This is a genomic window from Pseudoalteromonas sp. Of7M-16 (assembly GCF_022347805.1).
GTDB classification, from domain to species: Bacteria; Pseudomonadota; Gammaproteobacteria; order Enterobacterales; family Alteromonadaceae; genus Pseudoalteromonas; species Pseudoalteromonas luteoviolacea_F.
On the sequence record NZ_JAKRFY010000021.1, the window covers coordinates 64,039 to 89,667 of the forward strand.

Annotated in this window: 18 protein-coding genes; 11 read left to right on the forward strand and 7 right to left on the reverse strand. The window is 41.4% G+C overall.

Going from position 1 to position 25,629, the window contains the following annotated elements:
- Window positions 1-104: 104 nt before the first annotated feature.
- Complete coding sequence (locus MHN81_RS19725; RefSeq protein WP_023401406.1) at window positions 105-2,204, forward strand: SPFH domain-containing protein; 2,100 nt, start codon at window positions 105-107, stop codon at window positions 2,202-2,204.
- A 93-nt stretch (window positions 2,205-2,297) separates the two neighbouring features.
- A complete protein-coding gene (locus MHN81_RS19730) occupies window positions 2,298-8,330 on the forward strand; it encodes a DNA repair ATPase (protein WP_239426501.1) in 6,033 nt (2,010 codons plus the stop codon).
- A 558-nt stretch (window positions 8,331-8,888) separates the two neighbouring features.
- Here MHN81_RS19730 and MHN81_RS19735 read toward each other — a convergent pair.
- The gene (locus MHN81_RS19735) at window positions 8,889-9,149 is read right to left on the reverse strand and encodes a hypothetical protein (protein WP_023401408.1); all 261 of its coding nucleotides are present in this window, start codon (window positions 9,147-9,149) and stop codon (window positions 8,889-8,891) included.
- Window positions 9,150-9,681: 532 nt separating this feature from the next.
- Between MHN81_RS19735 and MHN81_RS19740 the strand changes: the two genes are divergently transcribed.
- A complete protein-coding gene (locus MHN81_RS19740; protein ID WP_239426502.1) occupies window positions 9,682-12,867 on the forward strand; it encodes a nitrate- and nitrite sensing domain-containing protein in 3,186 nt (1,061 codons plus the stop codon).
- A 251-nt stretch (window positions 12,868-13,118) separates the two neighbouring features.
- Here the strand turns inward: MHN81_RS19740 and MHN81_RS19745 are convergent, their stop codons facing one another.
- Together MHN81_RS19745 and MHN81_RS19750 are read right to left on the reverse strand one after the other, a co-directional pair.
- Window positions 13,119-14,084: an MBL fold metallo-hydrolase gene (locus tag MHN81_RS19745; RefSeq protein ID WP_239426503.1), complete on the reverse strand. Its 966-nt coding sequence runs from the start codon at window positions 14,082-14,084 to the stop codon at window positions 13,119-13,121.
- Between the two features lie 47 nt (window positions 14,085-14,131).
- Window positions 14,132-14,614: a MarR family transcriptional regulator gene (locus tag MHN81_RS19750; protein WP_023401411.1), complete on the reverse strand. Its 483-nt coding sequence runs from the start codon at window positions 14,612-14,614 to the stop codon at window positions 14,132-14,134.
- 350 nt (window positions 14,615-14,964) lie between these two features.
- Between MHN81_RS19750 and MHN81_RS19755 the strand changes: the two genes are divergently transcribed.
- From MHN81_RS19755 to MHN81_RS19775, 5 genes are all read left to right on the forward strand, one after another.
- Entirely contained in the window at window positions 14,965-17,220 is a 2,256-nt protein-coding gene (locus MHN81_RS19755; RefSeq protein ID WP_023401412.1) for a CocE/NonD family hydrolase, read from the forward strand.
- A gap of 216 nt (window positions 17,221-17,436) precedes the next feature.
- Window positions 17,437-17,736, forward strand: a complete 300-nt coding sequence (locus tag MHN81_RS19760; RefSeq protein WP_023401413.1) for a DUF3088 family protein — start codon at window positions 17,437-17,439, stop codon at window positions 17,734-17,736.
- A gap of 142 nt (window positions 17,737-17,878) precedes the next feature.
- Window positions 17,879-18,586, forward strand: a complete 708-nt coding sequence (locus tag MHN81_RS19765) for a class I SAM-dependent methyltransferase (RefSeq protein WP_023401414.1) — start codon at window positions 17,879-17,881, stop codon at window positions 18,584-18,586.
- A 483-nt stretch (window positions 18,587-19,069) separates the two neighbouring features.
- Window positions 19,070-20,413: an N-acetylmuramoyl-L-alanine amidase gene (locus MHN81_RS19770; RefSeq protein ID WP_239426504.1), complete on the forward strand. Its 1,344-nt coding sequence runs from the start codon at window positions 19,070-19,072 to the stop codon at window positions 20,411-20,413.
- A 68-nt stretch (window positions 20,414-20,481) separates the two neighbouring features.
- Entirely contained in the window at window positions 20,482-20,655 is a 174-nt protein-coding gene (locus MHN81_RS19775) for a hypothetical protein (protein ID WP_023401417.1), read from the forward strand.
- Between the two features lie 46 nt (window positions 20,656-20,701).
- On the opposite strand, the gene sigZ is transcribed toward MHN81_RS19775, so the two are convergent.
- Both sigZ and arsH read right to left on the reverse strand, forming a co-directional pair.
- Window positions 20,702-21,277: an RNA polymerase sigma factor SigZ gene (gene sigZ, locus MHN81_RS19780; RefSeq protein ID WP_023401418.1), complete on the reverse strand. Its 576-nt coding sequence runs from the start codon at window positions 21,275-21,277 to the stop codon at window positions 20,702-20,704.
- Window positions 21,278-21,323: 46 nt separating this feature from the next.
- On the reverse strand, window positions 21,324-22,067 hold the full coding sequence (arsH, locus tag MHN81_RS19785; protein ID WP_023401419.1) for an arsenical resistance protein ArsH: 744 nt from the start codon (window positions 22,065-22,067) through the stop codon (window positions 21,324-21,326).
- 214 nt (window positions 22,068-22,281) lie between these two features.
- On the opposite strand from arsH, the gene MHN81_RS19790 reads away from it, so the two are divergent.
- Together MHN81_RS19790 and MHN81_RS19795 are read left to right on the forward strand one after the other, a co-directional pair.
- Window positions 22,282-22,668 (forward strand): DUF393 domain-containing protein, encoded by a 387-nt coding sequence (locus tag MHN81_RS19790; RefSeq protein WP_023401420.1) that lies wholly within the window; start codon window positions 22,282-22,284, stop codon window positions 22,666-22,668.
- Window positions 22,669-22,925: 257 nt separating this feature from the next.
- On the forward strand, window positions 22,926-23,984 hold the full coding sequence (locus tag MHN81_RS19795; RefSeq protein WP_239426505.1) for a kelch repeat-containing protein: 1,059 nt from the start codon (window positions 22,926-22,928) through the stop codon (window positions 23,982-23,984).
- A 17-nt stretch (window positions 23,985-24,001) separates the two neighbouring features.
- Here MHN81_RS19795 and MHN81_RS19800 read toward each other — a convergent pair whose 3' ends face one another.
- Window positions 24,002-24,406: a helix-turn-helix domain-containing protein gene (locus tag MHN81_RS19800; RefSeq protein ID WP_239426506.1), complete on the reverse strand. Its 405-nt coding sequence runs from the start codon at window positions 24,404-24,406 to the stop codon at window positions 24,002-24,004.
- 130 nt (window positions 24,407-24,536) lie between these two features.
- Between MHN81_RS19800 and MHN81_RS19805 the strand changes: the two genes are divergently transcribed.
- Window positions 24,537-25,019, forward strand: a complete 483-nt coding sequence (locus MHN81_RS19805) for a nuclear transport factor 2 family protein (protein ID WP_239426507.1) — start codon at window positions 24,537-24,539, stop codon at window positions 25,017-25,019.
- Between the two features lie 67 nt (window positions 25,020-25,086).
- On the opposite strand, the gene MHN81_RS19810 is transcribed toward MHN81_RS19805, so the two are convergent.
- A complete protein-coding gene (locus MHN81_RS19810; RefSeq protein ID WP_239426508.1) occupies window positions 25,087-25,629 on the reverse strand; it encodes a hypothetical protein in 543 nt (180 codons plus the stop codon).

Consider the following 25,629-nt stretch of genomic DNA (forward strand, 5'->3'; position numbering starts at 1 on the left):
GCCAAGATAACTTAGTTTTATATGGCACAAAATCGCTGTGGCAGCTCTACTTGAAAACAACATTAAGCCATGGCTTGGAATAATCATATTAGTTAGGAACACACATGGAATTTTTAGATAATCTCGGACCTATTTTAACAATCGTTGGCGTATCTATCGGTGTTATATTTGCGATTATTTTAATCATCGGTAAGTTTTATCGAAAAGTGGATCAAGGGCATGCGCTCATAATTAACAAAATGAAGAATGAGCCGGACGTAACCACAACAGGTGGGATAGTTTACCCCGTCATTCATAAAATGGAAGTTATGGATATCTCAACCAAGCGCATGGTTTTAGAGCGCAGAGAAAACAGTGGCCTTATCTGTAAGGATAATATTCGTGCCGATATCGCCATTACTTTTTATATCCGTGTAAATGAAAATAAGCAGGACATCTTGCGCGTTGCTAAACAAGTTGGCTGTGCCCGCGCGTCACAACCTGAAACACTACAAGAGTTATTTGAAGCTAAGTTCTCAGAAGCCCTTAAAACTGTGGGTAAACAAATGAATTTTGAAGAACTGTTTACTCATCGCAACCAGTTTAGAGATGCAATTAAAGAAGTGATTGGTCAAGATTTATCAGGTTACACGCTCGAAGACGTGGCGATTGACTACCTTGAGCAAACATCAATTCACAAGCTAGATGAAAACAACATATTAGATGCTGAAGGTATTCGACGTATCACGGAGAAAACCGCAGAGCAGAATGTGCAAACGAACCAGCTAAAGTGTGATGAACAAGCGCAGATTGAGATCCAAAATCAAGCAGCACTTGAAAAATCTTTAGAGATTGAACGCCAAAAAGAAGATGCAAAAGCGAAGCAACAACGCGAAATCGAAACTGTGCGAGCTAGAGAAACCGCAGAAGCTGAACGGGTAAAACAAGAAGAGCGTATGAAGGCGGAAGATGCTCGCTTAAAAGCGGATGAAGCCATTGAAATTGCAGAACAAAACAAACAGCGTGAAATAGATATTGCCGAGCAAAACCGTCTGCGCGTGCTTGCCATTGAAGAAGAAAAAGTATCGCGCTCTCGTGAAATTGAAGTGATTGAACGGGAGAAAGAAACTGAAATCATGCGCATCAATAAAGAAAAAGCATTGGAAGTGGAGCGCAAAGAAATCGCAGAAGTACAGCGAGATCGCGTTGCGGTAGAAAAAACCGTTGCCGAAGAGCAGGAACGCATTAAAGATGTTCAAACGCTAGCAGCCGCGGAACGTGAAAAAGAAGCGATTGTGATCAAGGCCAAAGCGGAAGCAGAAGAAGCGCTGGTGAAGGATATTGAAGCAGCTAAAGCACAGGAGCAAGCGTCAGAATTTAAAGCACGCGAGCTAGAAAAAATGGCGGAAGCCGAGCTGCGTATAGCGAATCAAACTGCGGAGTCGAAAAAGGTATTAGCAGAAGCTGAGCGCGCTGAAAAAGCAGCAGCTGGCCTTGCTGAAGCGGAAGTGATCAAAGCCAAAGCGCAAGCGAATGCGCAACAGGGTGAAACAGAAGCGCAAGTACTACAGCAAAAACTGGCAGCTGAAGCGCAAGGTAAACGTGATATCGGATTTGCTGAGGCAGAAGTGCAATCTGCGATGGCTGAGGCAATTGAAAAGCAAGGGGAAGCAGAAGCATCGACACTTGAGCGTCGTATGTCAGCTGAAGCAAAAGGTCTTGAAGAAAAGCTTGAAGCACTCAATGCGATGGACCAGTCAGCAAGAGATTACGAAAGCTTTACGCTTCAACTTAATCAGCAAAAAGAGCTTACGTTGGCCAAGCTGGATACAGAAAAAGACATTGCCGCGCATCAATCTGAAATTCTGGCTAAGACGCTGGGCAATGCAGACATTAACATCATGGGGGGCGACGGCCAGTTCTTCAACCAATTTATGAAAGCGATCACGCTCGGAAAATCTATTGATGGATTAGTGGGAGAAAGCGATACGGTTCAAACTTTGTTTAAAGATCATCTAAACGGCGACAGAAATATCATGGATGATCTTAAAGGAGTGCTAAGTGGTGCAAACGCATCGTCAGAGACCATGAAAAACGTAGCTATGAGCAAGTTTTTCAGCCAGTTAGGCAATAGTAGTGATGCTGAGAAGCAACAGCTTTTAAACTTGTTAGGCAGTACGCTTAACGGCAATGCAAAACAAGTAGAGTCAAACGAGCAAAGCTAACAGCGTTATTACAAGACTATGAATGCACGCAGGTCGGGCGTGCATTCAGCGTACCTTTCTATTTACCCTCCATGAACCACAGGACAGTAGACTATGGCGGACTCTGAAAATAATGTCGCACTAGAGCAGGGATCATATGATCTGATCAAGCGTCGTTTGAGTAACTCTGGTGCTCAGTTACGCAAAGACATCGATTTACTAAATCAAAACCGAATAGAGACCTTTGGCAGTACTGAAATTAAAGTCAAAGGGCGTGCTAGGGTAAGAACTGAACATAATTGCATACCACGAGATATTGTACTGATCGGCGACAAGCTGATATTTGCCTACAATGTGTTTTTAGGACTCAAAAAAAACACACAGGTAGGTGATGTATTTACCGTACAAAAGCTCGTAAACCAAGATGATCATTACGAGGTAGAACCTTACCCAAACGAAACAAAGTTCTTAACCAATGAGCGGTTCTTAAGAGATTTTGACGAACTCTATACCTATTACAAAGAATCAAAACTGCAACACTTATTTCAACAAAACGGCAAGCTTTATGCGTTGTTTCAAATAGGCGATAAACTGTCCGATGTTCGCGTGTTTCGCTGGGAAATCGCGGCAGACAATACCTTAGATTATATTGATAATCGTGGTGAACGCGATTTAAATCGTGACCAAGATTATGACTTTGAATGGATTAAAACTGATCGTAGTGACCATGTAGAGGGGCGCCATCCCCATGTTAATATTCTCGACAAGGTATTTGTAGAGGCGGTCGGTGGCGACCTTACTATTAAGGTTGAAAATAACACCGAAAGTGGCGAAGGGATATACGCAGAACCTGTCGATGACAAAAACCAGTCGTTGGCGGATTGCAGCGTTGAATATGCCCAGCTAGGCGAAATTATTCTACTTAAGGTGCTGCCTTATAGAGAAAAGGTATGGCGCTACTTTATTTTCAACTGTGTAACTGAAAACGTGGTCCGCCAAGATGCAATTGCGGATGCATGTGTTCAACTACCCGATGATCACGGTATCATATTCCCAGGCGGTTATTATTTGCAATCAGGGCAAACTCGCTCTTTTGAAGACCACATTGACAACCTCGAATTCCACAAACAAATTAAATCCCCCAATGGTGAAGATGTTTTATACGTCTTTTATGAACCAAGTGAAGGGCGCTATGCGCTATTTGCTTATAACCTGATCGAAAAGAACCTCCAAAACCCAATATATTGTCATGGATATGGGGTATACAACGACGGACTCACCATCACCTTTAAAGCTGAAAAAGAAGAAGCTCAGCGAGTCCACCCAATTCAAGTGTGGGACAGTCCGTTTTGTTCGGCAGAATTTGCAGCGAATGCACCAACACCAACCAGCATGTTGGGTAAAATTGGCAATCCAGATCTGGTACGTGGTATTTCAGATTTATACAGTGTTTGCAAAGCGATCAGTGAGCAAAACCCAAATATCTCTCACTATGAAAGTCTTATATCGCTAACGCGCAGCATTTTAGATCGCTACCATTGGCTAAATGAGCCGGACTTTTCCCCTCTTAATGCTCAACTGCACGAAATATTTGAAACCTCTGAGCAAGTGTTGGACGAATTTGAAAAAGTCAGTCAAATTCAGGAAACTGCGAAAAAAGCTTTAGTGGATATTAACGCTGAATTTAAGTCGGCAACCAAAGATATTCGACCGGACGCTTTTAAACTCACAACCGAGTTTGTCACAGGCTTAGAGTCACTTAAGCTTTTAAAAGGTAAAATCATCAGCCTTGAAGAAGTAAAGTATATTGACGTCGAAGGGCTTACCGCATTACAAGCCCAGCTAGATGAATTGTTCTTAAACTTGAGTCAAGCAACAGCACAATTTTTGCAAAAAGATACAGCGCTAGCACCTTATCAAAGCAAGTTAAATGAGTTGACAGCGCTGAGTGAAAAAAGCGAGAGCGTTAGTGAACTCAACGGTTTTTTGAAAGAGCTGGATACACTCGGAAGTGAACTGGACTTGCTCAATCATACGATGCTTGATCTGGAAATTGACGATAGTCGGATCAGAACGCAAATTCTTGAAGATGTCAGTGGCGTGTATGGTTTGGTTAATCGCGCTAAAGCCAGCATTGAAATTCGCCGTAAAAGTTTGGGCAGTGTTGAAGCGAAAGCGGAATTTGCGGCGCGTTTTAAACTCTTTAGCCAAAGTATCACCAGCAGTTTAAATAATGCTCGTACACCAGAGCAATGCGATGAGCAGCTATCAAGATTACTTATTCAGCTTGAAGAGCTTGAATCTCAGTTTAGCGAGTATGACGAATATCTTGCGGAGATCATGGCCAAACGCGATGATGTATACGAAAGTTTTGAGGCGCATAAGCAGCAGCTGATAGAAGAGAGGCAGCGCAGAGCACTCAATCTAGCCAATGCCGCAGAACGCATTTTACAAGGGGTGACTAGGCGTTCGCAAAACTTCTCCGAAATAGATGAAATCAACAGCTATTTTGCGTCAGATCCGATGATAAGTAAGCTGCGGGGGCTGACCCAAGAACTCAAAGAGCTTGGTGATGGGATCAAGGCGGATGATATTCAAGCTAAGCTCAAAGCATGCAAAGACCAAGGTGTCCGTTCACTGCGAGACAAGCAGGATATCTATAGCGATGGTGGCAATTCGGTCAAAATCGGCAAACACAGTTTTGGTGTCAACAAGCAGCTGTTAGATCTCACCTTGCTACCTCGTGATGAGGATCTGATGTTTCATCTCACTGGCACTGAGTACTTTGAGCCAGTACAAGAGCAAAGTATTCGTGACACGCTTTTGTCATATCGACCTTATTGGCAACAAAATGTAGTTTCTGAAAATACCGATATTTACCGTGGTGAATTCTTAGCTGCACAGGTGTTGAGTGCGGCAAATGACCCGTTAAATGCTCTGACGCATAGCCAGCTTGAACAAGCGATTGCCGACGAAACATTGCTCTTATTGGTGCAAAAGTTTGCAGAGCCGAGATACCAAGAGGGCTATGAAAAAGGCATTCATGATCATGATGCGACCTTAATACTGCAAAATTTACTGGCTCAAAAGCAGGCACTTGGTTTATTGATTTATCCAACGTCAGCGCGTGTTGTTGCGCAATTATTTGCAAGTCAATGCGATACTCGAATTTTGGTTCAGTGGTCTGAGCAAGCTAAGCAAGCACAATTAATGGAAACGGTATTGGGAGATACGCGCTTCAAGGCCCAATTAGCAGGGCAATTAAGTGATGAAATAACAGGGTTTGCGCAATCTAGTTTAAGTCGCTATTTACCATATGTATCAGCTTTATCGGGACAATTGAGCGCAGAGTATTTAATTAAAGAGCTCGCGCAAAGCAAAAAAGAGCTCAGCTTTGTGATGTCTAGCAAAGTCAAAAAAGTTGCTGAGCAGTTCAATAGTATGGCGAGAAGCAAAGGTTTTTCGGCGTCTTTGCAAGATACGCTAGGCGCCCTTGAACATCTACAAGACAAAGCCATCATGATGGTTAGTTGGTTGAATGCTTATGGGCAACAGCAAAATGATGAAGTAAGTGCTGATTTACTGATTGATGCGGCAAACGTTGTATTATTGCAGCAGCTGAATCAGACGCAATTTGAACCTCAAGATATCACGGTTTCAAATCAGGTGACTGGATTGCTAGGTCAACATACCCGTATCAATGAGCAAACTTTAACGCTTGACTACGCTGAGTTCTTTGCTCGGACGCAGACGTATTTGTCTACACATGTAAGTGGATTTAGTCATTATCACGAGATCAAATCGGAGATCTTGGCAGAGCAAAAAGAGCGATTACAATTGGATGAGTTTAAGCCTAAACCCTTGAGTTCCTTTGTTCGAAACCAGTTGATTGATAAAGTCTACTTTCCAATTATTGGTGACAACCTTGCAAAGCAAATAGGCGCGTCAGGCAATAACAAACGCACAGACTTAATGGGGATGTTACTGCTAATTTCTCCCCCAGGTTATGGTAAAACGACTTTAATTGAATATGTCGCAAATCGCTTGGGTCTAACCTTTGTGAAAGTGAATTGTCCGTCAATTGGCCATGATCAGGTGTCTTTAGATCCCGGGCAAGCGATGAATGCAACCGCTGCAAAAGAGATCGAAAAAATCAACCAGAGCTTCGAAATGGGCAACAACGTGATGTTGTATTTGGATGATATTCAACATACCAATCCAGAGTTTTTGCAAAAGTTTATTTCCCTCTGTGACGGATCAAGGCGAATTGATGGGGTATGGAACGGCCGCAGTAAAACCTACGATTTAAGAGGCAAAAAATTTGCAGTTGTAATGGCCGGTAACCCATATACTGAATCGGGTGAGAGCTTTAAAATACCAGACATGTTGGCCAACCGTGCCGATATATACAATTTGGGTGATACCTTATCTGGGTGTGAGCAAGAGTTTGCGATGAGCTTCATTGAAAACGCCTTGACTTCCAATGCAGTGCTTGCGCCATTAGCCAATCGCAATATGCAAGACCTGTATAAATTGGTCCGCATTGCCGAGGGAGAAGATATCTCACTGAATGAACTTGAGCACAATTATTCTCAAGCTCAAGCAAATGAACTTGTTTCCGTGTTGCAAAAGCTGATCCAGATCCGAAACACTGTATTAAAAGTGAATGCTCAATATATTGCGTCGGCTGCACAAGATGATGACTATCGTGTTGAGCCGCCATTTAAGTTACAAGGTAGCTATCGCAATATGAACAAAATGGCAGAGAAAGTTGTTGCGGCGATGAATGATGAGGAATTAGAAAACCTTATTCAAGATCATTACCGAGGAGAGGCGCAAACCCTAAGTAAAGGCAGTGAGGAAAACTTACTTAAACTGGCGCAACTTCGCAACACGCTTTGTGAGCAAGAAGCCAAACGTTGGCAGCAAATTTTAGATGACTATGCGCTACTCAATAGAGCAAATGATGCAGGTAGTCCTGTTTTACTCGCGGTTGAGCAGCTAGGTGAGTTGAATGAGTCGTTAACCAGTATCGCGTCGAAACTAGACAAAGACCAGCTGAGCCACAATTACTCAGCGCTATTAGAGAAGTTAAACGGCGCAGTTGGTGAGCAAGATACAAATGGCAGTCTACAAGCGCTTGCAAAGGTGATTGAGCACAGTGCACAACAGTCTCCGCTCACTTCATCATTTGCACAACTCTCAGCGCAGTTAGCAGAGCAACATCAGCAGAAACTAACGCAAAGCGACATGCATAATGCACGTGATGCAGATACAAATGAAGCGCTGACAAGCAAAGTAAGCCAAGCCATAAACCAATTGACCGAGTCTTTAAATAATGAACATCTGCAAAGATCTGAACAGGTTCAGCTAGCTACTATAAATGCCGATAACTCGCTTAAATCTCAACAAGATTTGAAAACTGCGTTATCAGAAGAGTTGCAGCAAGTTACAGAAGCTCTGAACCGCCAGCGTGATAGCCATATGCGCTCCACAGAGCACAGCACGCAACTACAACTCGAAGCGATGTCAGATCAACGTACCGAGCTTACTAAACTGGCTTTAGAACTGGCCAACGTAAACAATGCGCTGACTCAGCAAAACTTAACTCAAGAAGAGTTTGTAGCGCAACAAGCAACTAGGCAGCAGGCTTTGGCTGAAGGGCTTACACAGAAATTGACAGATTTAGCAGAGTCAATTAAGGAGCAAAGATCAGCAGAGCACAATAGTAAACAGTCAGCGCTGCTTGCAGATATTAACAGCGCCTTGAAAGCGATTGCAGACAAGCCTGATACTGCTGGTGCACTTGCGGATCTGAATCTCAATATTCAACAAGGGCAAAGTAGCTTAGCTCATCAGTTGAGCACAGCGATTGAAGCAGGGCAGAGCCAAGTTATCGCGCAATTCAGTGCTAAAAATAATACTGAGCAATGCACGACACCCAGTGAAGAGGTCGCACTCGCTTTGAGTGAGTTAGTAAGCAGCACTTTACCTGAATTGATGAAGCATGCTGAAAAATCGAGTGATATTGATCCAAACTTGGGTCGAAAAGTTGATGTTATTTTAGAGCGTCTGGCACGCATTGAAAGCCTGCCAGCAAAAGCTCAGGGGTCATCACAAAATAGCGATAATCCATATATGCTATAAACTTGCTTAATTACCACACCTTTTAAAAGCGATGCTATTAAGCATCGCTTTTAATTTCTTGATAAACACGGTTAGAGAAACAAAGTTTCACTACTTTATTGCTGAGTGCTTGAGTAGTTAACAAAGCAACAAGCGCCGCATTGGAATGGAGTGGATTTCTACATGGATATCCATCAGTTAGACATATCACTCATGATGAGAAAATGAAATGACGCGGATATAGATAATATGAGCTTGATAGGTAAGATTATTTAATTGCTTTTTACTTTATTTAATTTTTATATTTAGGTTTTACCTAAATGGAATCTTAAAATTAAGAAAGGGGTTATGGGTGGTTGAATTAGTCCGCGTTAAATTCTTATCTAAAATATAAAAAATTCAACTTATATTTTCTACACTTTGAAAGTGGGTGCAATCCCGTTTTGGAATACTGTGAGGTAAATATCCAGATCAAAGTCGCTACTTAAATACGACTTCGCGTTATTGATGGTGTTTTTTGAACAAATATATCATATAGGGCGTTTACAATTAACGCCCTTTACTTTTCATATAAGCTTACTAGATTTCTCCAACCGCTTCGCAGGTCACGACACCTTTTCTGTATGCTGGTGGGTAAGTAACTCTAAAACATTGAGTGACGCGTACATTACGTACATTGGGGTAGCGACGTTTCAAATTGAGTATTGCTCCCCCTCTGGCGGTGTCATAATTTAAATGTTCTGCTCCACCCCAAGCACTTACTGTAGTAGCTGAATGTGCGGAATAACTAGTGATTGCAACGACCACACTTACAATCGTAGAAAGCATCATTTTTTTCATTTTCACTGTCCTTGTTTGTCTATTATTTGTTCAGCTGTAACTATACTGCAACTATGTTTAAGGTCAATATAGACCTTAGTATTTAACGAATGTCATTTACCTATACAGTATTGAGTATGTTTTTTTGAGATAAAGCCATACATTATTATTTTATTTTTTGAAATTACTATATTTTTTCTTGGCTAGATTCTTGTCTTTCCTTTTGCATTTTTTATTATATAAAATAATGCTAAAGCAATTTCTATATAGTTTGTTCGAGCCCTATGAATATTTTTTTATTTAATAAATTGCATCAGACTTACATAGACATTAACAATGTCTAAAAGGCGTGTAAAACGTGGGCTGTATGATAATTATAATTGAAGTCTATATACGAATGTGAAGGTTGTAGGCATTGTAATTCGTTTATGTGCGAGCCTAAAACACTTTTAAAATTTAATGCTTACCCTACATTGAAGCACTTGTAATTCCTAACTACACTCGTAATTTGCCAATAGAATATTGATTGTTCTGATCACAAAGGGAATGATATATGCGTATTTTTAACAATCTTAAACTCCGCTGGAAGTTGCTTTCAATTGCTTTAATCCCCTTGGTGTTTATGGTTGCATTGGCAATAGATAAAGTATTTGAAAGTCAGCAGCTTGAGCGAGAAAATGCCAAGCTATTACTGCTGACCCAGTTATCTGTACTGGCCAATGAATTTGTCCATGAAATGCAAAAAGAGCGCGGAGCAACTGCCGGGTTTTTGGGTAGTAAAGGCGCTAAGTTCTCTGACGTGTTACCCAAGCAAAGAGAAGACACGGACAAAGCTGCCAGCCGTTTAAGCAATTTTTTAAAAGAGTTTAATGTAAATCAGTTTGATAGTGAATTCGCCACTCAACTAAACAGTGCACTTGCAATGAAAAAGCAACTGGGAGGTGTGCGTGAACAGATCAGCAGTTTCTCTATATCGACAAGCGAGGCTATTGGCTATTACACGCGATCTAATGGTGCTTTTTTGTCAACGATAACTTTTTTGGCAAAATTGAGTACACAAAGTGATATTGTGAATGCGGCGACCGCTTACCGTAACTTTTTAAACAGTAAAGAGCGAGCTGGTGTTGAGCGTGCGGTGTTTACCGCCGTTTTTGCAGAAAACAGATTTAAGTCAGGGCAGTATGAGAAGCTCAGAAACTTGATAACGGTTCAGGACACTTACATGGAAGTGTTTTTAAGTCTGGCTTCGCAAGACAATAAAGGATTTTACCTCGCTACTATGGAGAATGAGGCTGTGGCTGAAACGCAAAAGATGCGTGATACTGCATTTGCCAAAGTGAATGAGGGCAATTTTGGCATAGATGCGGCTTACTGGTTTAAGATGCAAACAGCGAAGATAAATTTGTTGAAAACGGTTTCAGATAAGTTGTCTGGCAACCTTGCCACGCTGTCAAACAAGTCATTGGATCAAGCTAGCCAAGATGTTTTTTTTGCTGTTGTACTTATGGTTGTGTCTCTATCGCTGACACTGGGTTTTGTATTTTTTGTACTGCAACGGATCACATCCCCCATCAATAACGCTGTGAATATTGCTCAAGAGATTTCGAAAGGAAATTTAGAAAATAAAATCAATGCGGACACCAAAGATGAATCTGGTCAATTACTTGAAGCGTTGGGTGGTATGCAGTCTAGCTTGCTTAAGTCGCGACGAGAGCTGCAAGAAAGAATGGAGTTAGAGCGTACTCAAGCTGCTGAAAATAACCGATTGAAGCAGGCATTAGATAATGTTTCAGCGAATGTGATGGTTGCCGATGAGCGAAATACCATTATTTACCAAAACAATGCCTCAAAGGCCTTATTTACAGAAAGCCAAACTGCAATTGAAGAATCACTCTCTGGCTTTAATGCGGAACATATTATCGGATCGGATGCGAGCAAATTGCATCCCTCTCCGACGGCGTTGTCACAACAGTTGAGTAACTTGAGTCAAACGTTCAGCGAAGAGCTTAAATTGGGTCGAAAGTCCCTGATGTTGACCCTCAATCCCGTGATAAGCGAAGAGCAAAAAAAACTCGGGGTTGTATTAGAGTGGCAAGATCTTACTCAACAACGAGATGCTGAATCCCAGATCCAAAAAGTAATTAAAGCGGCAGCCAGAGGCGAGCTAAATACGCGTATTGATAGCGCTCATTTTGATGGGTTTATGAAAGTGCTTGCCGAGGGGATTAATGAGCTGTTAGAGGCTATAGTTGGCCCTTTGAAAAAAACCGCAGAAGCTGTACACCTCATCTCTAAAGGCGATGTGCCCGCATTGATAAACGAGCAATATCAGGGAGATTTTGCGTTACTTAAAAACAATTTGAATACCTGTATTGAAGTTGTTGGCTTGTTGATAAAAGATGTAAACGGCTTGGCAAATGCAGCTGTGGCTGGTGACTTGAAAAAACGAGTAGACCTGACTCAGCACAATGGAGACTTCCGGAAAATTGTTACTGGTGTCAATGACATGATGGATGCGATGGTCGGGCCATTGACGAAAGCGGCCAACGTCGTAGAAGCCATATCACGCGGGGATATTCCCGGGCACATTACCGAGCAATATAATGGTGACTTTGAATTGCTCAAGAAAAACCTCAACACCTGTATTGATGCGGTGGGTCAATTGATTGATGATGCAAATTCGCTTGCAGACGCGGCGAGCAATGGCGATTTGGCAGCCAGAGCAGACACCTCAAAACATCAGGGCGATTTTCAAGAGATCATTACTGGCGTGAATACCTTGTTAGAGGCTGTTGTTGCACCGATGGATGAGTGTAAGTCGGTCATGACGCAGGTAGCAAAGGGGGATTTATCGCAGCAAATGGGCGATGTCTACGCTGGTGACTTTGCTTTACTGAGTCAGTCAATCAATACAAGCCTAAACAGGCTCTCTTCAGTAGTCGAACAAGTAATGGCAAGTGCAAATCAAACGGATAACTCTTCGAATGATTTGTCCAGTGCGGTGGTAAACTTGAGTCAAAGAACTGAGCAACAGGCAACGGCGCTAGAAAAAACTCGTTCTCTGATGGGAGAGCTTACTGAGTCTGTAGTCAGTAGCGCTGACAAAGCACAAAATGCAAATCAACTCTCAGCTGATACCCAAATGCAGGCTGAAAGCGGCTTCAAAGTTGTTGGTGATGCCGTAGATAGTATGAATGAAATTAACCAAGCCAGTGAACGGATCACTGACATCATAGGTGTGATTGATGAAATTGCTTTCCAAACCAATTTATTAGCACTTAATGCAGCGGTTGAAGCCGCGAGAGCGGGCAAACAAGGTAAGGGGTTTGCTGTGGTTGCAGGGGAAGTAAGAGCCCTAGCGCAGCGCTCTGCAACAGCAGCTAAAGAAATAAAAGAGTTGATCCGTGCTAACGTAGATAAGATTTCTGTAGGGACGCAGTTAGTTAATCAATCAGGAGATACACTGAGCCAAATTGTTAATGCGGCACAGAGCGCCAGCGAAATGATAGCTGAAATTGCAACTATTTCTGACCAGCAAAACAGCGCGATCAAGCAAGTTAATCAGGCGATTTTACAAATGGAAGAAATGACGCAGCAAAATGCCGCGATGGCTGAGGAAGCGTCTGCGACCGCCGTATCAATGTCTGAACAAGCTGGAGAAATGAAGCGAAAACTAAGTGGTTTTACAACCAAAGTAAATGAAGTGACTGCACAAAACCTAATTAGTCACACGCACTGATTTGGGGCCGTAATTTCGATGGACAAGGAATTCAATCACAGCAGGCTAGGTTAGTGCCCGCAAACAGCTGGCACAATTGTCAGCGGTTGTTTTTTGAGGTTTAAACCTGCCGACAGTTGCGGTGTTAATTGAAGGTATATTTAAATGCATTTTCAATAGGTTTGGCTTGCCAAGTGTTCGGCTCAAAGTGAGGCTTGCGGTTTAGCAGCTGGCCTCACAGTAAAGTTTACACAAGCCCTTCAGACAATGCTTTATGCACTGAACCACCTGATGAGATTGCTCAGTGTTTTTTGAAAGAGGCTCATAGGCTTAATGATGAATCTATCAAAAACTAGCTCCTCAGGAGAGTTTTGAGCTTTGAGCACGCTGTTAAGAGCATAGAGGTGGTTGGCATGTAATTCTAATGGGGCCTCATCAGGTTGGAAAGTAGAGCCAATTGGGTAATAGAGTTTTGGTTTGTTTTTCATTTCAATATGGGCACCCAATATTGCTTTGACTTCATGGATTTTTGCAAATTTAGCGAGTTTATCAATACTGTTCTTATAGGATGCCCAATCTTTAATATAGATATAGCCAGGGTATAAGGTGTCACCCGTGAGAAGCCATTTGTTCTTTTCATCATATAAACTGATGCTTTCTTCTTGGTGGCCAGGTGTTGGTAGCACGGTTATCTGCCTATCACCTAAATCTATGGTTTTTTCACCATTTGGCCATTCGTCAAATTCAAAAAATGTGTGTAATGCTTGCTTTTCAGGATTGACTACAGTCACATTTTTCTGTCCCGAAAATGACCAGTCTCCTTGGAAATGATCGCTATGCCCATGAGAGTGGAGCACTAAAAGCTGTTTGCTTGAAAGATGTTTTTTACCAAACAGCTTTTCTAATTCTTGATACAAGTTGTAGGAAGAGTCTTGATCAAGCGCACCCGTATCTAGTACCAATACGGATTTCGTTCCAGCCAAAACGTAAATAAATGGGGCTTCGAAAGTTAAGCATTTATTTTGTCTGATTATAAAAGTACTTTCATCATGTTGATAAATATCGTGAGGTGCTTGCTGTGAGAGTGAGCAGTTTTTTGCGCCATGGTGCCAGTTAGGTTTACTTAGCACTGAACTTGTGAGCAGATCATTGCTCATTGGTTTGGCATCAACAAAGTGTGCTCCATGTGTGGAACACCCGGTTATCAAGAAAAGTATAACAAATGCGTAAGCTTTCATATTTGCTCCCTATGACAGAGAATTGCGATTTTTATAAATCTTCGCTTTCATCGGTTGTGTAATTCATTTAGTCGCTGTAAAAGAGGTTTGTCTATCAATGCTTGCTCAGCTAAACGTACTTTTGCCACAATGTCGCATTCTATCTGTTGATTTAACTCATTGAATACTTGAGACATGTTTTTTGTAAGAGGCTTTAATTTGACTGCTTCTTGTTTCCCCAGATCTGTTAAGTGAATCATTTTTGCTCGTTTGTCCATAGGGTTGGGTTTACGGCAAACCAAACCGAGACTTTCAAGTGTGTTGATTCTTTGCGTAGCCATTTGATGTGTTACCTCTAATGCTGACGCAAGTTCAGCTACTGTAACACCATGGTTTTGTTCAAGAAAATAGATGCTGGAAATAGCGGTACTAGGGGTGGTAACACCATAGCTTTCAGTAATTTTAGTCCCTTGCTCGCTGATTAAGTCTGACAATCGCCGGCAAAAGTGAGCCAAAAACGCATTGTCCAAGTTGTCAAAATAAGAACTCATTAAAGTACACTCAATTTATACAAGTGCTTGTACAATAACACGAGCATGAAATTATACAAGTACTTGTATAGATTGTTCGGATTTAAAGCAAGGTTTGTAATTGGCTGGGTGTCGGTTGGCTGGAGTACTTTGGTTGAAGTTCGCTGTTTGTCAGTTCAATGATTGATGTAAGTAGCCAAGGGGAATGACTTGAATCGTTATTTAATTCTCTCTCTAAATTTTTAAATAAGTCAGTGGCTTTTAGCTAGGAAAATTAAGTTATTAATAAACTTACACCATTATTGTTTTTTGGTGGCTTTATTTTACTTGTTATGTATAGTTTTTATAAAAATAACAACTGGCTCTAGCAGATGAAAGTCTATTTTATTTTCGCATTTCTTTTCTTTAATATTATAAACTTTGAGGCTCGAAGCCATGAGTTAAAATTAAAAAGTGACATTTTTTACGATGGTAAACCGCAAAAGGCAGCTATGGAGGCGCTTGCAGAGAGGTTGTTAAAAGTCAATAAGATCCAAAAGTTAGATGCAACGTCTTACTTTATTTTAAAACTAGCATCTAAAAGTGGGCTAGAGAGCAAAGCTGATATACAGAGTTTAGTCGAGAAAGCATCAACCGATACCAATGACAACAAAACCAAACTAGTCCCTTATTTATTGGCCATAAAAGCGCTAAAGAAGAATGCGGATACCAATCTTTCCCTCGCTAAAGCGCTAAAAATGGAGTTTCGGACTTCGTTTAAAACCCTCGATGATTTAAGTGCGAGTAAGGTAATTAATAGCTTTGTTCGTGACTTAAATAAGTCAGAAACAGCATATACCCGTGAGCTGAATAAACATAAAGGCAAAGACTTTATTTCTGTAGATGATGCTTCGGAGTTGGTGCTGGTTTACCAAGAATATCAGAATACATTACTTTGGGAGCCGGTAATTGACACACTGATAGCCGAAGACGACAACGCACGATATGTGATAGACAAGAAACTGCTTGTCAAAACACCAGAAGGCGCTCAAATTGCTGCCATGTATTATCGTCCGAAAGATAAAAAAAAGCCGATCCCAGCATTACTTCGTCACACGATTTACGTTAAGCCTAAGTGGGACATCTCTATTATAAGAGAGTCGGCCGCAAGAGGTTATATTGGGGCAGTTTCCTATACTCGTGGTAAAGCACATAGCCCAGAGGAAATTGTGCCATATTTGTATGAAGGTAGAGACGTTACTGCGGTGATTAATTGGCTCAGTGCCCAGTCTTGGAATGATGGCCAAGTAGGTATGTTTGGTGGTAGCTACGACGGATTTACACAGTGGGCAGCAGCCAAGTATATGCCTAAGGCATTGAAGACCATAGTGCCCTATGTAGCTGGTAGTCCAGGCAATAGTTTACCAATGGAAAATAACATATTTTTGCTAGTCAATTACGCTTGGCCATTCTACACCACCAATAATAAAACGCTTGATCATGTGGTTTATCGCGACAATGACAGGTGGCGATCGTTAAATGACAAATGGTATCAAAGTGGTCGCTCTTTCCGTGAGGTTGATAAGGTAGATGGCCAGCCTAACCCTTGGTTTCAGAGTTGGTTAGAACATCCTAGTTTTGATCAATATTGGCAAAGCCAGATCCCGTATAAACAAGATTTCGCCAAAGTAAATATCCCTGTATTTAGTATTGCTGGTTATTTTGATGATGGGCAGCGTGCTTCAATAAATTATATGAATGATCATTACAAATATAATCCACAAGCGCAGCACTACCTTTTGATTGGGCCTTATGACCATTTTGGTGCACAACGAGCAACGAAGAAAGCAATTTTGCGAGATTATACGATTGACCCAATTGCGCATTTCGATACGTTAGAGATTACTTATCAGTGGATGGATCACATATTTCGTGGCGCAAACAAACCAGCATTACTCAAAGATAGAGTTAACTACCAAGTAATGGGCAGCAATAAGTGGAAACATGCACCGTCTTTAAAAAAGGTTAGCAATGAAGAGCTTACACTCTACTTAAGTGAGGTAAAAGAAGGTAACAAATATGTTTTATCGCAGAAAAAACCCTCAAAGCCTGCGTATTTAACGCAACGAGTAGACTATGCGGATCGTACCACGATAAATAATGACTATTATCCGTATCCAATCGTAGACAAAAAGCCTGAAATGACCACGGGCTATGTATTTATGAGTGAACCTTTTGAGCAACCTATTGAAGTATCAGGAACTTTTTTTGGCAAAATAGATGCCACCATTAATAAGCGAGACATGGACTTTGGGGTTACTTTATATGAGGTTATGCCCGATGGGCGGCTGTTTCACTTGTCTTACTACTTGGGCCGCGCAAGTTACGCAAAAGACATGACGAAAAGAATATTACTAGAATCAGGTAAAGTTGAAACTCTGCCATTTACACGCACAGGGATGACAAGTCGAATGCTTAGTAGAGGAAGTCGATTATTGGTGACTCTTGATATCAATAAAAACGCCTATGCTCAAATAAACTATGGAACAGGAAAAAACGTTAGTGACGAAAATATTAGTGATGCAAAAGAACCTTTAAAAGTTTATTGGCATAATTCTAGTTATATTAAAGTGCCAATAGTTAGGTGAATAGTAAATTATATTTAAAGTGAGGTTGCAGATTTTTTCACTACTCCTCAATGGAATAAAAGGAAAGCTTTTAATTTTACTTCAATTTAACGCGGTTTATGTTCTAGGTTTTTCTATTGTTGGAATAAAATAATTGGCTGTTTCTTTCTTATTTTAAGTGTTTTATGATTTTGTTATAATCTTCTTAGTGTCATGATCTAAGCTAGGAAGTATGTAATGAAGCCAAAACTTTTTGTATTAAAGATGCCATTTGAAGATGGGCCGAACAAATCATGGATATGTTCTCACTGCGCCATGATAGAAGGGGCCTTACTGGTGAATAAACATTGGGAGTCGAAAGTAGACTTGCATCGCCTTGATTTCCCAAAGCCTCGAAAGATGCTCGTTGAGTTATTAGGTGAAGATAAACAGTGGCTACCAGTATTGGTGCTCCCAGATGGTGAGGCCATAACAGATCCCATAGAGATAATTAACTATCTTGCAAAAAAGTATGGCGGCGCAGCAGCACACCCATAACAATCGCATAAGCCGGCTACAACTTTGAGCTCAAAACTGAGCTTATATCTCAATCACGGATAGACTCGATTGAACCAAAGGTACAGTATTTAATTTGCGCATGGCTGTTATATTTAGTTTGTATTTATAAAAGGATTTTTTGATGGAGTATAATAGCCCACTTGGAAGTACCAAAGAAAATAAATTAATATCGTTATTGCAATTACCAAAAGGCTCAAGAGTTTTGGAGATAGGATGTGGCAATGGTCGATTTTTACATAAGATCCTCGAAACATATGAAAGCTGTGTTGTCGGTGTAGATATAGATGCTGCGTTGATCCAACAGGCGAATGACTTTGCAACAGGTCGCTTCAATACTCAAAGGTTTCAGTTTGTGTGTGAAGACATTACAAACTTGGAGAGTTCAGATTGTAATTATGATTTACTTGTATGTAACGGAGCCTCCCACGCCTTTGGTAATGATTCCGATGCACTCAGTACAATGGCTCGGTTTATAAAGCCAAGTGGAAGATTGCTGTTGGGTGAGTGTTTTTGGATGCAGCGACCAGATGAAGCCTATCTAAACTTTTTGGGCGTGCCTGAAAATTTCTATCAATCGCATCTTGATACCATAAAAACGGCACAAGCGCATGGTTTACAAGCTTTGTATGCGACGACTTGCAGTATGGAGGAGTGGGACAATTTTGAGTGGGGCCGAGTAATGCAAGCGCAAGCAGCTCTTAAGTCTTGTCCAAATGATGTAAGTATCAAAGCAAAGATTGAACAGTTAAATACTTGGATGGATGCGTATCTTAGGTGGGGAAGAGAAACCTTGGGGTATGGCTTTTATTTATTTGAGAAGGCGTCATAACTTTAACTCTGTCATTTGATGCCTTATAAAATAGCCACCTTTCGATAAATATAATAGCTTATTTTGCTACCTCACTTAGTATATTGCTACTAACGAGTAGAGAACGTGGCAATTTTCCGAGCTCGAACATGCTACTTCTTTATTTTCCAGTTGACTACTTTGCTGGTGAATTGGTAGTCAGATTGTATATGTATACTAGTTTAGAAGACTGTGAGAGCGCAGTAGCGGAATGCTTCTCAACTAAAAAATGGTGAGAGTGTATTGTTAAAGTCGAGATATGCTAAATTACCATTAATCAGCTAGAAGAGCATTGGCTGATAACTCGAATTTGCAAGCTGAGTTTAGCTGAGCAGATATAATTTTACTTCGGTATTATTGTAATATAATGGATTTTTCATCTCATCTGCGTTATTTTTGATTGCATATACTCTATATTAAAGACATAGATGTGATTTCTTCGGTTTTTTTACCTAAGGGATGAAGTTGAAAGCTTATTTTGTGTCAATCAAATTTACTGCTAGGTATGTTGCATTACTTACGTACATTGTCGGTTTGTTCTTTAGTGTGGGTGTTTATGCCGCAAATCGCATCGAAGGTGTACGACTGTGGTCCGCACCAGAAAGTACTAGAGTCGTTTTTGACTTAAAAGAAAAGCCTGATTACAAGTACTTTAGTTTAAAATCACCAAACAGATTAGTGATCGACTTTAGTGATAGTGACTCGCAAGTTAACTTTAAAAAGCTACTAAAGAATGATCAACGAATAAAAAAAATCCGTACAAGCAGCCCTAAAAACAAGCACACCAAGCGTATTGTATTGGAGTTAGAAAGCACCTTTAAATTGGTGGTTTTCCCCCTCGCTCCTACAGGGCAATATGGTCACCGTCTTGTTGTTGAATTACATGATCCTAAAAAACCAAAAAGAGTTATAAAACCAAAACAACCAGAAGAAAATAGAGATGTTGTTATTGCCATAGTGGCGGGGCATGGCGGAGATGATCCAGGATCAATTGGATACAGCGGAAGCTATGAAAAGCACGTCACATTGGCAATTGCCAAAAAACTCGCAGCTTTGCTTAATAAAAAGCAAGGTATTAAAGCCGTGTTAATAAGGACTGGAGATTATTTTGTACGCCACGATAAAAAGCCTCGGATGGCGCGTCAAAACCGGGCTGATCTGCTGATATCAATTCATGCTGATGCATTCACCTCCGCACAGCCAAATGGCGCTTCTGTTTTGGTGCAATCAGCCCGAAGAGCCAACTCTGAGTTTACTAAAGTGATTGCAAATCGAGAAAAAGAGTCTCAATTGCTTGGGGGGGCCGGTGAAACGATTAAAAATACTCAAGATGATAACTTAGCCGTTATTTTGGCTGATATGACGAAAGAGTTTACGACAAAAAGTAGCTATGAGTTCGCAACGTTTGTGCTCAAAGAAATGAAAAAGGTTACTAAGTTGCATAAACGCAAACCTGTAGGGTTAAGTCTGGCAGTATTGACCGCCCCCGATATTCCGTCAGTTTTAATCGAAACAGGGTTTATTTCTAACCCTAAAGACGAAAAAAACTTAAATGACCCTGCTCATCAGCAAAAACTGGCCAAGTCGATTACTCGCGCGATTGAAAACTATTTTAATCGTTACCCGCCAAAGGGCACTTTGATTGCAGCTAATAGTGCGCGCTCTCACAAAGTGAGTCGTGGCGAGTCTCTGTCGTTAATCGCACAGCGGTATCAGGTCTCTTTATCAAACTTAAAGAGGGCAAATGGATTGAGCTCTAACGTAATTAGAGTTGGCCAAATTTTGACGATCCCAAAATCAGCGCATTGATACACAGTGATATATTTTGTAGTATTTTCTTTAATATGATGGATTAAACACGTGATAGGTGAGGATATATGAAATTAGCATACCGACTACTGATCGCTTTTATATTATTGGTTGCTGCACTGAGTGCTTATAGCTATGGCAACGCAAATGGGGTGTTCGCATTTGTCATTTTAGGGGTTGTTTTTGAGGCGGCATTTTGGCTTCGATTATTCCCTAAAAAGGCCAAGAAGTCCGTTCCTTAAAATCCGCTTTGGGAATTAGCTTTATCTGCCTAACTGCCCAGAGGGTCTAGCAAGCTTTTTTGCCGCATTTGGATGTCGATATGTTTTTGGCATCAAAATCTGCTTTGGGGTGATACTCAATTAAGTTGCCATTTTTGTCGAGTTCATATTCACAACAGGCGTGAAAGACACTGTGCAATTCGGTACGCGCTTTTTGAACCTGTGACTTGAGTGTTGAGTAACTGAGTTCTAACTCTTGCGCAAGCTGCTTTTGCGATTTACCTTCCAACTCCACTTCATCTAGCAAGTGAGCGCTTTTTTCAGGCAAGGCTTGAATAAAAGGTTTGATGCATTTGGCCAGTTCAATTTTTACATTGCGCTGCTCAGATTCATACCACAGAGGCTGTGACTCAATTTGTTTCGCCAAGCCATTTTTTCGGTAGTAATCGATGACGGTATGATGCGCTATTTGAAATAACCAAGCTTTGATACTGCTTGGCTTGTTTAAGCTGTTCATCGCCAAGTGTGTTTTTAGAAGCACGTCTTGAAGTAAGTCGTCTACGTCCGCTGGGTTAGCGACTTTGCTGTGAAGAAAAGCTTTCAAGCTACTTCTATATTCATTCCAAATTTGCTCTGTGGTCATAGTTATCCTCATATTAACTGCAGTCAATGACTGCAGTTATACTAGCTTAGCAGCACGATGCCTTTTGTGTTCGAGGCGAAGACGGTTCAGATTCAACTATGTCAGCCAACGCAGTGGTCAGTGCAGCTTGTTGCTGTTGTTGATCCTTTCGTTCACTGTAGCGATCGACGAAAAACGGTTTGTTGTCTCTAGTGAGAAAAGTAAAGCGCATAAGCTCTTCCATAACATCGACCACTCTATCTCGAAAACCACTCGCTTTCATAGAGCCGTCTTCATTGAATTCATTGTAAGCTTTGGCAATGGACGATTGGTTCGGAATTGTGAGCATACGCATCCAACGTCCTAAAATACGCATATTATTGACCGCGTTAAAGCTTTGTGAACCGCCACTCACTTGCATGACCGCGAGTACTTTACCCTGTGTAGGTCTCACCGCCCCCATGGACAGTGGGATCCAGTCAATTTGGTTTTTTAGCACAGCGGACATATTTCCATGCAGCTCGGGAGATGTCCATACTTGTGCCTCAGACCAGTTCACTAAGTCTCTGAGTTCTTTTACTTTAGGGTGTTGTGCGCTGTCACCATTGTCAAATAAAGGCAAACCCTCGGGGTTAAAAAATTTCACATCTGCACCCATGTAGGTAAGTATATTGCCCGCTTCAATCGCTGCTTTCTTACTGATTGAATTAGCCCTTAGTGAGCCGTACAACATCAATACCCTTGGACTATGAAGACTGGGTTGTGTTTCAGGTGTTTGCAAGTTAAATGTTTGGGTCTCTAGGTATTTCATCTACGCCTCCTAAAATTAATTACACACGTAAGACGGGCAAAGAGAAAAAAAGACGACGATGGGTCAAAACTTTTTGATATTTTTTAATTTGGCTGTGCATCCTTAATAAAATGTGAGCAAAGAACTTCAATAAATTTAAAAGAGTGATATTGTGTTTTGTGATCTAGCAAGTCTTAAGTGGCGTAACAATTTAAAAAATATCAGAGTATAAAAGATGCAAGAACTGACAATCTTCTACGATGGAACCTGCCCTCTGTGTGTTAAGGAAATGGCGGCTTTGACTAAACGAGATAAATCGAATCGTATTTTAATTGTGGATATTTATAGCGAAGAATTTGAGCGTTATCCGGACATCGATCCAAACAAAGCGAATTCAATTTTGCACGCCTTGGATATGAACGGCAATTTGTTGCTTGGGTTAGATGTGACATACCATGCATGGCGCCTAGTTGGTATGGGGTGGATGTACGCCCCTTTACGCTGGCCTGTCGTTAAGCCCCTTGCTGATAAATTGTATTTGGCTTTTGCCAGTAATCGCTATCGAATTTCCTACTTATTGACGGGTAAATCGAGGTGCGATAGTGGTGTATGTCGGCGATAAAGCAACGGCTGTTGGAATAGTCAAATAATAAACCGTGTTATTGTCGTTTAAGCGTTTGATGATCGATAGGCTGACTGGGATGGTTCCAATTACCTTTTGCGCAGGGGCATAGGCGGCATAATAATCTACTTTGTGTACTATATTGTTTTATATCTATATGATTATTATTTATATATTTTGATTTAAGAAAAAAGTCACAGCTAACCCAAAGCCACCATGCTTTAATTTCATGACCTGTTTTTACTCAAAATGTGCCCATGAAAAATAAAGTACATTCTACACTCATAGCGTTGGTCGTCACCTTCATACTGCAAGGGTGTGCCACCGACTTATCAGATGGCAGCCCTCAAGCGCAAGCATTGCTTAAATGGCAGTTAGGGAAAATGTTGCCAACACCATTACAGGAAGTTTACCCAGCAGTGTTTAAAGGAAAAATTTATGTTGCAGGGGCTTTTGAACAGACTTCCTCTAACATGGCTACTTTGGCACACCTAGCCGCTTCGAATAATACCTATGTGTTTGACGATGCGCGTCAAGTGTGGCTGAGCGGCCCGTTGTTGCCTCAATCACGACATCATCTAGGGTTGATATCCAGCGGCGATGAGCTATATGCCATTGGCGGGTTTGATGCCACCAAAGCTAATGCATGGCAAGTGAAGTCATCTGTTTATGTTATGCGGGACGAAGGCGAAGCTTGGCAAGTCGGCCCCGAACTACCAATCCCCATGGGTGAATCCGTGTATGGGGCGCTTAACGGCCAGATCCATGTTGCTGGAGGGCGCACTATGGTGGACGGTAAATTGACTGATACCGATGCGCATTGGGTGTTAAAAAAGGGGCACTGGTCTCGTGCTGCGCCGTTACCAATTGCCAGTAATTCGGCTACGTCTGTAGTCATAAATGAGCAGTGGTATGTGATGGGGGGAAGAATAAACTCTCTCGATTTTAAAAATCTCGACAATCTTTGGCGATACGATCCTAAGGAAGACCGCTGGCAGAGTTTAGCGCCCATGCCACAGCCAAGTGCAGGATTGGCGAGCGCTGTAATTAATGGTCAGATTTATGTTTTTGGTGGTGAAGAGTACACCTATGTCAAAAACGGCCAGGGAAAGCGAGAAATGAAAACCCGCACATTTGACCAGATCTTCCGATATGATCCGGCCACACAGCGCTGGGCTACAGAGTCGCTAACTATGACATCGACACGTCATGGTTTGGGAGCGGTGAGCCTAGGTAATCAAATATACTTGCTTGGCGGCGCTATCAAAGCAGGTGCGACGGGGACGTCCGCTATTGTGGAGCGCCTCACTTTTTAGTTTTCAACACTTGCAGCCTATGGCTGCTGGTGGAGCTGTTCAGTTAACTCTTGAATTAGGCCTGCTCTGTCAGTGTGAACTCGTGACACCAACTGGTTGGGGATATTTGTTTCAGGTGCATGTTTGGCACTCCACATAATCATTTCTAGCATGATAGGCAGCATATCAACCCCAGCTTCGGTTAGCCGATATACTTTTTTTCTTTTGTCTTGTTCATCTTTCTGCTTATGTATCAGCCCCTCTTTTTCTAATTTTTCTAGCCGACTTGAGAGAATATTTGTCGCCATTTTTTCATCAGAATTTTGTAGCTCTGAGTAGCTGTGTTTACCGAAAAACATAAGGTCTCTAATGATCAACAAACTCCACTTGTCTCCCACATGGTCAAGAACATTAGAGATAGGGCAATCAGAACGTTTGGTCATGATAGGTCTCTTTGATAAATTTTGGTCCATGATAATTTACTTGCATTTTGCAATCAAATAATTTAACTTGCATTTTGAAAGTTAAATGTGAGTGGCGCTTTTAGATGTGTCACACGTAAATTGAGAGCAAATGATGAACAGCCCAAAAATAAACACAGACGCGCTACTTAGCCTACATTGGAATGAGCAAGAGACGAAAAACGCCAAAATTGTCGCAGAATTCGTACAATTACTGATGAACGATCACAGTTTTGAAAAGGTGATGACGCGTTTTGGTCAAGGTCCTTATAAGCAGCATAATCGCAACATGGCTGATGGCATTTCCGGAGTAATCGAAACACTGCGCGACTTTGTTAAACAGGCTCCTGAATTTAGCTATGAAATTAAACGTATGTTTGTTGACGGTGAGCAAGTAATTATTCACTCACATGCGACCTTGAAAGCGAAACATCGTGGCGATGATACAAAAGGCATGAATATTATAGACACTTGGACTGTGAGAGACGGTAAGCTCATTGAACATTGGGATGCAATTCAAGCTCTGGATGTTTCGATGCGTTTATATAACTTATTTATGGGTGGTAAAATAAAAAACAGCAATGGGGTGTTTTAATACCAAGCGGGCATTGTTGGGGAGCGCAGCAGATTAAGGGAAGCAACTGGTGCGCAACAACAGGTGGTTAGTTAATGTGGTTTGGTAAAATAGTCGAGTCACTTATCTTGAGTTGTTGGCAAGCCTGCCCGTAACCAAGCGCGTATTTTAATGTTGGGAATACCCGATATGCACTAATGCTGAATCCAAGCGTGATCAAGCCTGACTGGCCCCAGAGTTTAACGATACGTTCTCTAAGCAAATCAGCACCAGAGTCATGGGCTAAAACCAAATCTGTAAAGCGCATGGCAAGTGCCACTTCTTCAGAAACTTTGTCTTTTTGATTGCTGACGATGTATGTAATGGTTGTTTCATCTACGCCAGCTTCAAGTGCCATGTCAATAGCCAGCTGAATACAGGGGCCACAATCTTCACTGATCAGTGTGCGAATGCGTGCGGCAAACAATGGAGCCACTGGGACATGGGTCCGATGTGAAGACATGGTTGTAAAACCCCAGTATTTTAAAAAGGCAGGCAGATCCGCCGCTATGATGTCCTCCATGTAGCGCACATCGTATTGGTATTGGCTCTTCATGGCGAGTATTTGTTTATTAAGTAAATATTTAATCAT

Bases quoted from the DNA above. Each gene is read 5' to 3' on its own strand.
- MHN81_RS19735 (WP_023401408.1), bottom strand. From the start codon at position 9,149: ATGAAAAAAATGATGCTTTCTACGATTGTAAGTGTGGTCGTTGCAATC.
- MHN81_RS19805 (WP_239426507.1), top strand. From the start codon at position 24,537: ATGATGAACAGCCCAAAAATAAACACAGACGCGCTACTTAGCCTACAT.
- sigZ (WP_023401418.1), bottom strand. From the start codon at position 21,277: ATGACCACAGAGCAAATTTGGAATGAATATAGAAGTAGCTTGAAAGCT.
- MHN81_RS19800 (WP_239426506.1), bottom strand. From the start codon at position 24,406: ATGACCAAACGTTCTGATTGCCCTATCTCTAATGTTCTTGACCATGTG.
- MHN81_RS19775 (WP_023401417.1), top strand. From the start codon at position 20,482: ATGAAATTAGCATACCGACTACTGATCGCTTTTATATTATTGGTTGCT.
- MHN81_RS19765 (WP_023401414.1), top strand. From the start codon at position 17,879: ATGGAGTATAATAGCCCACTTGGAAGTACCAAAGAAAATAAATTAATA.
- MHN81_RS19810 (WP_239426508.1), bottom strand. From the start codon at position 25,629: ATGATTAAATATTTACTTAATAAACAAATACTCGCCATGAAGAGCCAA.
- MHN81_RS19760 (WP_023401413.1), top strand. From the start codon at position 17,437: ATGAAGCCAAAACTTTTTGTATTAAAGATGCCATTTGAAGATGGGCCG.
- MHN81_RS19790 (WP_023401420.1), top strand. From the start codon at position 22,282: ATGCAAGAACTGACAATCTTCTACGATGGAACCTGCCCTCTGTGTGTT.
- MHN81_RS19725 (WP_023401406.1), top strand. From the start codon at position 105: ATGGAATTTTTAGATAATCTCGGACCTATTTTAACAATCGTTGGCGTA.
- MHN81_RS19745 (WP_239426503.1), bottom strand. From the start codon at position 14,084: ATGAAAGCTTACGCATTTGTTATACTTTTCTTGATAACCGGGTGTTCC.
- MHN81_RS19730 (WP_239426501.1), top strand. From the start codon at position 2,298: ATGGCGGACTCTGAAAATAATGTCGCACTAGAGCAGGGATCATATGAT.
- MHN81_RS19795 (WP_239426505.1), top strand. From the start codon at position 22,926: ATGAAAAATAAAGTACATTCTACACTCATAGCGTTGGTCGTCACCTTC.
- arsH (WP_023401419.1), bottom strand. From the start codon at position 22,067: ATGAAATACCTAGAGACCCAAACATTTAACTTGCAAACACCTGAAACA.
- MHN81_RS19740 (WP_239426502.1), top strand. From the start codon at position 9,682: ATGCGTATTTTTAACAATCTTAAACTCCGCTGGAAGTTGCTTTCAATT.
- MHN81_RS19750 (WP_023401411.1), bottom strand. From the start codon at position 14,614: ATGAGTTCTTATTTTGACAACTTGGACAATGCGTTTTTGGCTCACTTT.
- MHN81_RS19755 (WP_023401412.1), top strand. From the start codon at position 14,965: ATGAAAGTCTATTTTATTTTCGCATTTCTTTTCTTTAATATTATAAAC.